General features: G+C 68.7%; 12 protein-coding genes. 10 read left to right on the top strand and 2 right to left on the bottom strand.

All coding sequences use genetic code 11. The annotated features are described in order from the left end of the window. Positions 1–129 precede the first annotated feature (129 nt). The 4 genes from P5G52_RS00345 to P5G52_RS00330 all read left to right on the top strand — a co-directional run bounded on the left by P5G52_RS00345 (position 130) and on the right by P5G52_RS00330 (position 2,840). On the top strand, positions 130–474 hold the full coding sequence (locus P5G52_RS00345) for an ArsR/SmtB family transcription factor (RefSeq protein WP_301224012.1): 345 nt from the start codon (positions 130–132) through the stop codon (positions 472–474). Then, positions 474–1,382 carry a cation efflux transmembrane domain-containing protein gene (locus P5G52_RS00340; RefSeq protein ID WP_301224011.1) on the top strand — a complete coding sequence of 303 codons (909 nt, stop codon included), beginning with the start codon at positions 474–476 and terminating at the stop codon, positions 1,380–1,382. Before P5G52_RS00345 ends, P5G52_RS00340 begins: the two co-directional genes overlap by 1 nt. Before the next feature lie 103 nt (positions 1,383–1,485). Beyond that, a complete protein-coding gene (locus P5G52_RS00335) occupies positions 1,486–2,193 on the top strand; it encodes a DsbA family protein (RefSeq protein WP_301224010.1) in 708 nt (235 codons plus the stop codon). A gap of 5 nt (positions 2,194–2,198) precedes the next feature. Beyond that, the gene (locus tag P5G52_RS00330) at positions 2,199–2,840 is read left to right on the top strand and encodes a vitamin K epoxide reductase family protein (RefSeq protein WP_301224009.1); all 642 of its coding nucleotides are present in this window, start codon (positions 2,199–2,201) and stop codon (positions 2,838–2,840) included. Between the two features lie 39 nt (positions 2,841–2,879). Here the strand turns inward: P5G52_RS00330 and P5G52_RS00325 are convergent, their stop codons facing one another. After that, complete coding sequence (locus P5G52_RS00325; protein ID WP_301224008.1) at positions 2,880–3,641, bottom strand: DUF4232 domain-containing protein; 762 nt, start codon at positions 3,639–3,641, stop codon at positions 2,880–2,882. A gap of 76 nt (positions 3,642–3,717) precedes the next feature. Then, positions 3,718–4,173 carry a 23S rRNA (pseudouridine(1915)-N(3))-methyltransferase RlmH gene (locus tag P5G52_RS00320; protein ID WP_301224007.1) on the bottom strand — a complete coding sequence of 152 codons (456 nt, stop codon included), beginning with the start codon at positions 4,171–4,173 and terminating at the stop codon, positions 3,718–3,720. 292 nt (positions 4,174–4,465) lie between these two features. Here P5G52_RS00320 and P5G52_RS00315 point away from each other — a divergent pair, with 292 nt between their 5' ends. From P5G52_RS00315 to P5G52_RS00290, 6 genes are read left to right on the top strand one after another with little or no spacing between them, the layout of a single operon-like run. Further along, positions 4,466–5,929 carry a bifunctional cytidylyltransferase/SDR family oxidoreductase gene (locus tag P5G52_RS00315; protein ID WP_301224006.1) on the top strand — a complete coding sequence of 488 codons (1,464 nt, stop codon included), beginning with the start codon at positions 4,466–4,468 and terminating at the stop codon, positions 5,927–5,929. Continuing rightward, complete coding sequence (locus tag P5G52_RS00310) at positions 5,926–7,458, top strand: class I SAM-dependent methyltransferase (protein ID WP_301224005.1); 1,533 nt, start codon at positions 5,926–5,928, stop codon at positions 7,456–7,458. The genes P5G52_RS00315 and P5G52_RS00310 overlap by 4 nt, the downstream gene beginning before the upstream one ends. Next, entirely contained in the window at positions 7,455–7,706 is a 252-nt protein-coding gene (locus P5G52_RS00305; RefSeq protein ID WP_087072901.1) for a DUF6752 domain-containing protein, read from the top strand. The genes P5G52_RS00310 and P5G52_RS00305 overlap by 4 nt, the downstream gene beginning before the upstream one ends. Beyond that, positions 7,703–9,040, top strand: a complete 1,338-nt coding sequence (locus P5G52_RS00300) for a family 1 glycosylhydrolase (protein WP_301224004.1) — start codon at positions 7,703–7,705, stop codon at positions 9,038–9,040. Before P5G52_RS00305 ends, P5G52_RS00300 begins: the two co-directional genes overlap by 4 nt. Then, positions 9,030–10,166, top strand: a complete 1,137-nt coding sequence (locus P5G52_RS00295) for a glycosyltransferase (protein WP_301224003.1) — start codon at positions 9,030–9,032, stop codon at positions 10,164–10,166. Before P5G52_RS00300 ends, P5G52_RS00295 begins: the two co-directional genes overlap by 11 nt. 5 nt (positions 10,167–10,171) lie before the next feature. Then, on the top strand, positions 10,172–11,092 hold the full coding sequence (locus P5G52_RS00290) for a phosphodiesterase (RefSeq protein ID WP_301224002.1): 921 nt from the start codon (positions 10,172–10,174) through the stop codon (positions 11,090–11,092). The last annotated feature ends 112 nt before the right edge of the window (positions 11,093–11,204 follow it).

Genomic DNA, 11,204 nt, shown 5'->3' with positions numbered 1-11,204 from the left:
CCGGAGCGGGGAGGTGCACGGGACGTGGACAGGGACGCTGACGGCGGAGGCGCACCGGGAGGATCCAGCTCTCATGACGCTTCCTGCATCCCACCCCGCGTAGTACATGGAACTATGTACTATTGGGGGATGGACACGCTCACTCATCACTCTGTGCTTGCCAGGTTCGGCTACGCCTTGTCGGATCCGGTCCGGGCCCGGGTCTTGCTGGCACTACGGGACGCGCCGTCCTATCCGGGTGAGCTGGCCGCGCTGGCGGGCGTGAGTAAGCAGCGGTTGTCGAATCATCTGGCATGCCTGCGAGGGTGTGGGCTGGTTGTCGCCGTTCCCGAGGGGCGGCGTGTCCGGTACGAGTTGGCCGATCCGAAACTGGGGGACGCACTGACCGCCCTCCTGGGGGTTGTTGCGGTCGGCAACCCCGAGTGCTGCTGCACCGCTGAAGAGAATCACATCGATGGAAAGGCCTGCTGCTGATGAGTACTCACACGTCGACGAAGTCGGATCGGTCAGTGCGACCTGCCCCGACCACGGAGCGTCGGGCGGTCCTGTCCCGGCGTATCCGCCTGTTCGTGGCCGCGACGATCACCTACAACGTCATCGAAGCGGTCGTTGCGATCAGCGCCGGCACGATCGCGTCCTCGAGCGCCCTGATCGGGTTCGGTCTCGATTCGATCGTGGAGGTCCTGTCCGCGGCCGCCGTGGCGTGGCAGTTCGCCGGCCGGGACCCGGAGGCCCGCGAGAAGACCGCGCTCCGTCTGATCGCGTTCTCGTTCTTCGGCCTCGCCGCGTTCGTGACCTTCGACGCCGTCCGGACCCTGCTCGGCGCGTCCGAACCCCAGCATTCCCTTGTCGGGATCATCCTCGCCGCGGTCAGTCTGGCCGTCATGCCGTTCCTGTCCTGGGCCCAGCGCCGGGCCGGCCGTGAACTGGGCTCCCGCTCCGCTGTCGCGGACTCGAAGCAGACCCTGCTCTGCACCTACCTGTCCGGTGTCCTGCTGGTCGGGCTGCTGCTCAACAGCACCCTCGGCTGGTCCTGGGCCGACCCGATCGCCGCCCTGGTCATCGCAGCCGTCGCCATCAAGGAAGGCCGTGAAGCCTGGAAGGGTGACTCCTGCTGCGCACCATCATTCGGAAACCTCGACGCCGATCGAAGCGTTGACGCGTGCGGGAGCACCCCGGAGGGCGGCACGGACTCGTGCTGCAGCACGGACACCGCCGAGACCACCGACCGCACGACCAGCGCGGCCGCGGCGGCGCCGAATACCCCTGCGGGAGTTGCACCGCTGACGTTGACGAGCCAACCCGCCGGTCCCAGCGCCACAACAGGCACCCCGCAAAGTACTGCTGCCGGCGCGTCCTGCGCTTGCTGCGCGCACGACTAGCGCACCCCCGGGATCATCCTGATCCACCTGATTCATCACCGGTTCCCCGCACTCGGCGGGGAACGAGTACGACCACGCTGTTCCATGACGAGGAGACACCACCGTGCCGACCCCCGCCCCCGCTTCCAGCGCGACCCTCGGCGCAAAGAATGGCCTGAGCGTGCAGAACCGGATAGCGATCGGCCTGCTCGCCGCGGCCGCCCTCGTCATCGGCCTCGTCATCCTGTTCAACACGCTCGGCGAGGATGAAAGCCAGGCCGCGGGTACGTCGGGTACCGCCGCCAGCGTCGTGCGGGAGGACAGCCACCGCCTGTCCCAGGCTCCGGATGAAAAGGCCGTCCTGGTCGAGTTCCTCGACTTCGAATGCGAATCCTGCCTCGCCGCGTACCCGCTCGTGGAAGACCTCTCCGAGGAGTACGGGCAGAACCTGACCGTTGCCTCCCGCTACTTCCCGCTGCCTGGACACCCGAACTCCGAGACCGCGGCAGCAGCTGTCGAGGCCGCCGCGCAGCAGGGCAGGTTCAAGGACATGCACGCCCACATGTATGAGACGCAGACCGAGTGGAGCCACACCAGCGAGGACCGGTCTCCGGTCTTCAGGGGTTATGCGGAAGATCTTGGCCTCGATATGGCTGCTTACGACGCCGCGATCGCCGACCCGGCGACGATGGAGCGGGTGAACGCCGACAAGGCCGACGGCATGGCCCTGAACGTCGAGGGAACCCCGACGTTCTTCCTCGACGGCCGGAAGATCCAGCCCGCAACGGTCGAGGAATTCCGCAGCCTCATCGAAACCGCCATCGCGGACTAGGCACGATGGCACACACCACCAGCGAGGCCGGCTCAGCACCGCACACATTGCAGGACGACGTATCCGCCGTACCCGGGTTCGCGCGCAGGGTCCCGTTCGGGATCATGCTCGTGGCTACCGGTGTCATCGGATGGGTAGCCGCCGGAATCCTGATCCTCGAGAAGCTCGAGCTCTATCGGGACCCCGACCACGTCACGAGCTGTGACATCAACCCGTGGGTGTCCTGCGGACAGGTCATGGAAACCTGGCAGTCCGAGCTCTTCGGCTTCCCCAACCCCTTCATCGGGCTCGTCGGCTTCACCATCATCGTCACCACCGGCATGGCCCTGCTCGCCGGAGCCCGGTTCGACCGCTGGTACTGGGCCGGCCTGCAGATAGGCGTCACACTCGGAGCCGTGTTCGCGACCTGGCTGTGGAGTCAGGCCCTCTTCGACATCTACATCCTCTGCCTCTACTGCATGGTCGTCTGGGCGGCGATGATCCCCCTGTTCATCCTCACCACGGTCCGCACCATGGTCCACGGCGTCATCCCCGCGCCCGCTGTCCTCACCCGATGGCTCGCGGAATGGGTCGGACCGATCATCGTCCTGACCTACATCGCCGTCGCAGCCTCCGTGTTCTTTCGTTTCCTCCACGTCTTCACCTGACCCGTCGACGAAGCCACATCGGACCCGCGATCAGTGAGGCTATGAGGCGGGCTGCAGCGTCCCGACGGTCATGAGGACGATCGACGTCGCCGAGCAGGCCGGGATCTCCTGCGGCAGGACGAGCGAGTCGGTGGCGCCCGGAGGGTAGATCCGGAGTCCTGTGGCCGGCGTGATGCCGCAGTCGGTGCCGTAGTTCTGGGCATTGGTCTGCCGGAGGGTCGTCGTGACGGACCCTCCCGGAGCGAGCGCCACCGGGACTGCCGCCGCGCCGTCGCGCTCCGCGGCGGCCCCGATCTGGGTACCCGACGCATCGACGAAGGACACCCCGGGGTAACCGTCGACGACGCACTCCTGGTCGGAGGCATTGGTCAGCACGAGCGTCCGGTAGACGCTCCCCGCTGCACCGCCCCCGGGCTGGTCCTCGATCGCGCCGGCCAGTTGCGCGGCGGAGCAGGTCCCGGCAGCTGCGGGGGTGGAAGCGGAAGCGCTGGAGGAGGGCGACGGCACTGCACCCGCGCTGGCGGAAGCGCCTGCCGACTCGCCTGCCGGTTCAGACGCCGGAGCGGACGCCGCCGGCGATGCGGAGGCGCTGGCGGAGGCCGGATCCGGCGCCGCCTGGGAGGTCGCGCCCGGCTCTGCCGTCGGTGTCTGGCTCATCGGTGCCTCGCTCACCGCCGGGGTCGCTGCGGACGGCGAGGCAGAGCCTGCCGGCTCGAACAGCGCGCAGCCGCTCAGCGCGACGACGGCTCCGGTGGCCGCAACGGCCGAGATCCAAGGTTTGCTCCCCAGCAGATTAGTCATGGCCTCACCCTATGTCCGGCGCTCCACGCGTCCGGCAGGCGGACCGTGGCGTACCACGATCGTTATCGGCGGGGCTTCACTCGTGGTGGTAGGAGCGACCACCGGCTATCTCCTGGGCCCGGTACACCTGTTCGGCGAGGATGAGGCGCACGAGCTGGTGCGGGAACACCAGCGGCGACAGGGACCAGACGAAGTCCGCCCGCTGGTGCACCTGATCGTCCACGCCGTAGGCGCCGCCGATGATCACCGTGACGCTGCGGGACGCTTCGAGCGGTCGCAGCAGGGTGCGGGACAGCGTCGGGGAATCGATGGCCTTGCCGCGCTCGTCGAGCAGCACCACGAAGTCGCTGCCGAGCCGGGCGAGGAGCCGCTCGGACTCCTCCTTGCGGGCGGCGTCGTGCTCCCGTGCCGAATGGGCGATCAGCTGCCAGGACAGGTCGAACGGCTTCTTGAGCCGCTTCGCGTAGCGGTCGATTCCCTCCGACACCCAGCTCTCGTGCTTGCGGCCCACTGCGAGCACCCGGATTGCCATGTCCTCAGGTTATCGCGGGGTGAGAAGCCGCTGAAAGCGGGGTGGAAAGCCCGCTGAAAGCGGGGTGGAAAGCCCACTGAAAGGGGGGTGGAAAGCCCGCGAAAGTGGAGTGAAAAACCCCTCAAAAGGGGCGGAAACAGGTTGGGAAGGGTGAACCTCCGCGGAACGCTAGGCAAAGAACAAGCGCTTGCACAAGTACTTCGCCCCCCGAACTTAACCTGTCCAACCGTCCCTGCGCTCAGTACGCTGGCTGAATTCTGGGAGGACCACGAATTGGACGAAGGGGGCGGCAATGTCGACCATCACCGGCGGAATGGACGGAACAAGCACAGCGGGCAATGAGGCACGCTCCCGACGACGAACGGTCGGCGTGGTCCTCGCGGGCGGCGTCGGCACGCGCATGGGGCTGGAGATCCCCAAGCAGCTGGTACCCGTCGCCGGCCGGACCAGCCTCGAGCACACCGTGGACATCTTCCAGCAGTGCCCGTTCATCGACGAGATCATCGTCATGATGGACCCCGGGTCCATGGACCGCGCCGAGAAGCTGGTGACGCGTGAGCGCTTCCCGAAGCTCACCGGCCTGCTGCCCGGCGGCCGCGACCGCAACGAGACCTCCTATCTGGCCCTGCGGGAGATCGCGACGCCCGGCGCCAAGGTGGTCTTCCACGACGCCGTGCGCCCGCTGGTCGACCCGAGCATCATCCGCGCCTGCGTCGACGCACTCGACACCTACGACGCCGTCGATACCGGCATCCCCTCCGCGGACACCATCATCGAGGTGGACGAGCACGACATCATCCGCGCGGTCCCGCCGCGCGCCTCCCTCCGCCGCGGCCAGACCCCGCAGGCGTTCCGGTGGGACACCCTCATGGAGGCCTACGGGCACGCCCGCAGCGACGCGGAGTTCGCCGCCACGGACGACTGCTCCGTCGTCCTGAAGTACTGCCCGGACGTCCCGATCATCGTGGTCCCGGGCCACGAGGCGAACATCAAGATCACGCATCCGATCGACATCCACCTGGCCGACAAGCTGTTCCAGCTCAAGCACCAGCACGTCGATCCGGTGCCGTTCCCCGCCGCGTCCCTGCGCGACGCCGTCGTCGTCGTGTTCGGCGGCAGCTCCGGCATCGGCGGCGAACTCGGACGGCAGCTCCAGGACGAGGGCGCGCACGTGGTCTGCCACAGCAGGACCGGCAGCGGCACCTTCGTGGAGGACCGCGCCTCGGTCTCGCGGGCGCTCGCCGCCGCGGCGGCGCAGCACGGACGCATCGACCACGTGGTGCTTACCGCCGGCGTCCTGACGATCGGCGACCTCGTGGACCTCTCCGACGAGCAGCTCCAGCACGACGTCGGCGTCAACCTCATGGCCGCGTTCGTCGTCGCGCAGGAAGCCCACTCCTACCTCGCCGAGTCCTCCGGATCGCTGCTGCTCTTCTCCTCCAGCTCCTACACCCGCGGCCGCGCCAAGTACACGGTGTACTCGGCGACGAAGGCCGCGCTGGTCAACCTGACGCAGGCACTGGCCGACGAGTGGAGCGGCGACTCCATCCGCGTCAACTGCATCAGTCCCAGCCGCACGGCCACGCCGATGCGCGAGAAGGCGTTCGGCCACGAGGACGAGCACACCCTCGTCCAGGCCGCCGACGTCGCGCGCGTCAGTGCCCAGGTCCTCGCCTCCGACATCACGGGGCAGGTGTTCGATGTCCGCCTGCCGCAGGTCGATCCGCTGCCGACACAGCTTGAAAGTGTCCGGTGACCGCCCCCGCCCTGACAGCCGACACCGATCGGCTGGTGATCACCGGCGCGCGGATTCCCTCCGGTGACGCCCTGTCCGTGCTGCTCGGCGGACGGCGAATCTGGACGGTCCGGGCGCCTCGCCCGGACGACGACGGCGTCCTCAGCGTCCCCTGGCCTCCGGCCCTCGCCGAGCGCTTCACGGGGAGCGCGCGGCTCGCAGTCGAGCATGCGGGCCGTGAGATCGCCGCGTCGACGGTCGTGTTCGAGGACGACGCGTCCGACTTCGACCTGAGCGAACCGGGCACGGGCATCCCCCTGGTGGTCAACAAGTGGGGCCGGATCGCACGGTCCTTCGAGGGCCGCGACGCCGCGCTCGTCGAGCACGTCCTGGATGAGGCCGAGCACCTCATCGAGGTGCTGCGCCGGACGGTCGGCGTCGAGCTGTTCGTCACCGGAGGCACGCTGCTCGGGCCCGTCCGCAACGGCCGCATCATGGCCCACGACGACGACGCCGACCTCGCGTACCTCAGCGCGCACCCCAATCCGTCCGACGTGATGCTGGAGAGCTTCCGGATCGAGAGGGTGCTCGTGGACCAGGGGTACGAGGTGGTGCGGCATTCCAACGGCCACCTCCAGCTCATGTTCCCGGGTGGAACGGTGACCGACCGCTTCTACCTCGACATCTTCACCTACTTCGAGTGCAACGGCTGGTTCTACGGGACCTTCCACGCACGTGAGCGCGCGGACAGGGTCACGATCCACCCGCTCAAGCCCCTCCCCGTGAACGGGCGGCTGCTGCCCGGTCCGGCGGAACCCGCGCAGCTCCTCGCGGCGATCTACGGGCCGTCCTGGGAGGTGCCCGACCCCACCTTCACGTTCGTCACCCCGCCGGCCGCGTTCCGCCGGTACTACTGGTGGCTGAACCACTTCGACGTCGACCGCGAGAACTGGGAGGACCACCACCGCGCCGAGATCGAGGCCGGTCCCGCCACGACACCGTCGCGCCTCGCCGTCACGACCGCGGAGCAGCTGCCGCCGTCGTCGACCGTGCTCGACCTCGGCTGCGGGCTCGGAGCGGACGCGAGGTACCTGGCGGACCGCGGACACCGCGTCCTCGCCGTCGACTTCAGCCGGCCGGCGCTCGTCTGGGCGCAGGAGAATTTCGGGCACGACGGCGCCGTCCTGTTCGAACGCGCCAACCTGACCATGGCCCGCTCCGCGCTGCACCTGCGGAAGCGGTGCGCGGACCTCGGCGGGACGGTCCACGTGTACGCCAACCACCTGTTCAACGCGCTCAGTCCGCTCGGCTGGGACACCACGCTGATGCTCATCAAGCACCTCCTGGCAGAGCCCGGGAGCCGGGCGTTCCTCGAGGTGGGTGTGGCCGACACGGAAGGATCGGCCAGCTGGTCCGAGTACCAGCCCGTCGACTGGACGAGGTTCCAGGAGCAGTTGCGCCGGTACTCGCTGAGCGCAGAGGAGCAGGACGACGACGGAGCAGGCGCGGCGACAGGCCGGCGCGTGCTCGTGAGGAGGGAGATGACATGACGCAGACCACGGTATGGAAGGTCGGCAAACGCTTCGCACGATGGAGCGGTGTCGCGGAGCCCTTCGTGGCGCTCCGGAACGAGGTGGAGCAGTTGCGGGAGCAGGTCGTCCGGCTGGATGCGGAGGTCGTCCGCCTCGACGCGGACCTGGACGAGTCACGCCGGCTCAACCTGAGGGCGGCAGAACTGCTCGACGTCGTCTACGAGGAACTGGGCGCACGACGCCCCGGACGGGAGGGAACATCATGACCGCCTACGAGGAGGGGCCCCCGCTGGAGATCATCGGCGGCTTCGAGAGCACCTTCATGCCCGCGCACGATCGCGACATCTTCGAGACCACGGAACACGATGTCCGCTGGCGCGAGGATCTGGACCTGCTCGCGAAGTCGGGCATCACGAGGCTGCGTTACCCCATCCGGTGGCACCGCATCGAGGAGACCGAGGGCAGCTACGACTGGTCCTCCACCGACGAGGTGATGGGCCACCTGCGGGAGCACGGCTTCCGGCCCATCGTCGACCTCGTCCACCACACGAGCTACCCGGCCTGGCTCACCGACGGCTTCGCCGACACCCGCTTCGGTCCTGCCTACCTGCGGTACGCGGAGGCCTTCGCCCGCCGCTATCCCTGGGTGGAGGAGTACACGCTCTTCAACGAGCCGTTCTCCACCCTGTTCCTGTCCGGGCACGAGGCCATCTGGCCCCCGTACCACTCCGGCCTGCAGGGGTTCGTGGACCTTCTCGTCAACGTGATGCCCGCCGTCGCCGAAGCGAGCCGCCTGTACCGGGAGCTGTTGCCGGCCGCCCGCCACGTCTGGGTGGACACGTGCGAGTTCCATACGGGCTCCGACGCCTCGGGGCAGCGGTACGCGGACATGGCCAACGACCGCCGCTTCCTCGTGATCGATGCCTTCCTGGGCAGGGGGTACGACGTCGACAGCCAGCTCGGACGGGACCTCGCACCCGTCGGCGGGGAACGGCTGCTGTCCCTGCCCACCGGCAGCATCGACGTGCTGGGACTCGACTACTACGCGCACTGCCAGTGGAACTTCTCGGAGCAGGGCGGGACGGCGCCCACACCCACCCCGCTGCCGCTGGCCGACCAGATCCAGCAGTACTGGGAGCGGTACGCCCTGCCGTGCATGCTCACCGAGACCAACGTCCGCGGGCACACCTCGGACCGCGCCACCTGGCTCAAGTACGTGCTCGAGCAGTGCGAGGACGCCCAGGCGCGCGGCGTGGTGATGGACGGCATCTGCTGGTTCCCCGTCGTGGACTCCACCGACTGGAACTCGCTGCTCTTCCGCTGCGAGGGCTCCGTGGATCCCGTGGGCGTGTACTGGCTCGACGAGGACCTCGAGCGGCGCGCGTCGGTCATGTCGACGTCGTACGCGCTCGCCGCCGGGGGCGCCCGCTCGGGCGATCTTCCCGCCTACCTGCTCGCTGAACCCGTGGCCACCTGGCTGCAGGGCTATCGATCCCAGATGGCCCATTGGGACTGGCAACAGCCTCCCGGAACCGATGTCGGTTCGAGTCTTCCCCGTACAACTACCCGAATGGAATTGAGGATCGTCGATGCAAAGTGAACTCATTGTTTTGTCGCACCTGCGGTGGGATTGGGTCTGGCAGCGACCTCAACAGCTCGTGTCGCGCCTGAACAAGGCGCCCGGACGGAAGACCTGGTTCGTGGAGGAACCCCTCACGCCGCAGGGCGTCGAGGTTCCGCAGAACCGCCTGGGCACCGCGGAGGTGGACGGCCTCACGCGGGTCTGGCTGGAGATCCCCGAGCAGGGCAGGCACGTCGGCTTCTTCGACGAGGTCATGCCCGACTACATCGCGCAGCTGCCCGAGCTCATCGGGCCCCCGTCGGGTGACCGCGTCGTCTGGATCTACACCCCGCTGGCCCTCGAAGCGGCGCTCGCGCTCGAACCGACGACGCTCGTGTTCGACGTCATGGACGATCTCGCCGCCTTCAAGAACGCGGCTCCCGAGCTCCTCGTGCGGCAGCGCCAGGCGCTGCGCGCGGCCGACGTCGTCTTCGCCGGCGGCCGCTCCCTCCACCGCTCCGTGGTGAAGCAGGGCAGGGAGGACGCCCACCTCATCCCCAGCGGCGTGTCGGTGGGCCACTACGCCGCCGCCGCACGGGCAGCGGAACCCGATCGCAGCAGGCCCGTGGCGGGTTACGTGGGCGTGCTGGACGAGCGTCTCGACCTCGACTTGGTCGCGGGCCTCGCGGAGCGCCTGCCCGACTGGGAGATCCGCATGGTCGGTCCCATCTGCAAGATCGAGGAGTCGGACCTGCCGCAGGCACCGAACATCACGTACCTCGGCCAGCAGGCGTACGAGGACCTGCCGGGCCACATGGCGCAGTTCGACGTCGCCCTGATGCCCTTCGCCCTCAATGAGGCCACGAAGTCCATCAGCCCCACCAAGACGCTCGAGTACCTGGCATCCCGGCTACCGGTGGTCTCCACACGTGTGGCCGACGTCGTCGCGGACTTCCCCGGCGTCGTCGACCTTCAGGACGACGCCGAGGGCTTCGCCGCCGCCTGCCAAGCCCTGCGGGGGCGCGCCGGTGAGTTGCCGTCGCCTGAGCTGCGCAGGCTGCTCCGACGTCACGACTGGAGCCGGATCGCGGAGCTGATGGACAAGCTGATCTTCGATCAGGAGCGGTCGACGCCGGAGCGCGCCACGGCCGAGGCAACCGCCTAGCGCCCATGCCATCTCCCAGCAGGCGGGAGGATGCACCCCATTCCCGGGAGCATCCTCCCGCCGACCACCTCCTCCTCCACTTCAGCGACACCCACTTCGTGGCCGACGGGCTGCTCTACGGCGGAGTGGACGGCCGCGAACGGCTCGTCCAGCTCCTGACGGAGGTCGGCCGGTCCGGGGTTCGGCCGGATGCCCTGATCTTCACGGGCGACCTCACGGATGCCGGGGACCCGGACGCCTACGCCGCGCTGCGCGGGATCATCGAGCCCTTCGCCGAGCAACTGGGTGCACCGGTGATCTGGCTCATGGGCAACCATGACAAACGACCGGCGCTGCGCACGGCACTGCTCGGGGAGCCGCCGGAGGAGGCGCCGCTGTACCGCAGCTACCGGGTGGGGGGCCTGAGGGTCATCACGCTCGACACCTCCGTGCCCGGGCACCACCACGGAGAGCTCGACGACGTCCAGCTCGCCTGGCTGGAAGCCGAGCTGTCCCGGCCCGCGCCCGAGGGCAGCATCCTGGCCCTGCACCATCCGCCGATCCCCATGGTGCAGGACCTCGCGGTGCTGACGGAACTGCGGCGCCAGGACCGGCTGGCCGAGATCGTGGCGGGCAAGGACGTGCGGCTGATCCTGGCCGGGCACGTCCACTTCCCGTCGTCGGCCCTCTTCGCGGGCATTCCCGTGTCCGTGGCCTCGTCCACCTGCTACACGCAGGACCTCAACGTCCCGGTGGGCGGCATCCGGGGGATGGACGGTGCGCAGGGCTTCAACCTCGTGCACGTATATCCGCACACGATCGTCACGTCCTTCGCGACACTGGGTTCCTTCGCGACCGTGGGGGAGTACGTCGACCCGGAGGAGGCACGACGGCGTCTGGCTGCGGCGGATGCGGGCCTCGCGTCGGGAAGCCGGCCGCGGCGCTGAGCGGCACAGAACCCCGCGCGGTCCGTCTGGAGTGCGCGGGGTTCTGCTGCTGTGTCACCGTATCGCCCAGCTTCACCCGGGACCAGCCGACAGCTGAGGCAAGCAGCAGGCA

The sequence above is a fragment of the Arthrobacter burdickii genome, from assembly GCF_030433645.1.
GTDB lineage: Bacteria > Actinomycetota > Actinomycetes > Actinomycetales > Micrococcaceae > Arthrobacter_D > Arthrobacter_D burdickii.
This window is presented reverse-complemented; position numbering and strand designations above follow the sequence as displayed.

What these genes read in the sequence shown, in the direction of transcription:
- P5G52_RS00345 (WP_301224012.1), top strand. Translation starts at nt 130, where the DNA reads ATGGACACGCTCACTCATCACTCTGTGCTTGCCAGGTTCGGCTACGCC.
- P5G52_RS00340 (WP_301224011.1), top strand. Translation starts at nt 474, where the DNA reads ATGAGTACTCACACGTCGACGAAGTCGGATCGGTCAGTGCGACCTGCC.
- P5G52_RS00330 (WP_301224009.1), top strand. Translation starts at nt 2,199, where the DNA reads ATGGCACACACCACCAGCGAGGCCGGCTCAGCACCGCACACATTGCAG.
- P5G52_RS00325 (WP_301224008.1), bottom strand. Translation starts at nt 3,641, where the DNA reads ATGACTAATCTGCTGGGGAGCAAACCTTGGATCTCGGCCGTTGCGGCC.
- P5G52_RS00320 (WP_301224007.1), bottom strand. Translation starts at nt 4,173, where the DNA reads ATGGCAATCCGGGTGCTCGCAGTGGGCCGCAAGCACGAGAGCTGGGTG.
- P5G52_RS00315 (WP_301224006.1), top strand. Translation starts at nt 4,466, where the DNA reads ATGTCGACCATCACCGGCGGAATGGACGGAACAAGCACAGCGGGCAAT.
- P5G52_RS00305 (WP_087072901.1), top strand. Translation starts at nt 7,455, where the DNA reads ATGACGCAGACCACGGTATGGAAGGTCGGCAAACGCTTCGCACGATGG.
- P5G52_RS00300 (WP_301224004.1), top strand. Translation starts at nt 7,703, where the DNA reads ATGACCGCCTACGAGGAGGGGCCCCCGCTGGAGATCATCGGCGGCTTC.
- P5G52_RS00295 (WP_301224003.1), top strand. Translation starts at nt 9,030, where the DNA reads ATGCAAAGTGAACTCATTGTTTTGTCGCACCTGCGGTGGGATTGGGTC.
- P5G52_RS00290 (WP_301224002.1), top strand. Translation starts at nt 10,172, where the DNA reads ATGCCATCTCCCAGCAGGCGGGAGGATGCACCCCATTCCCGGGAGCAT.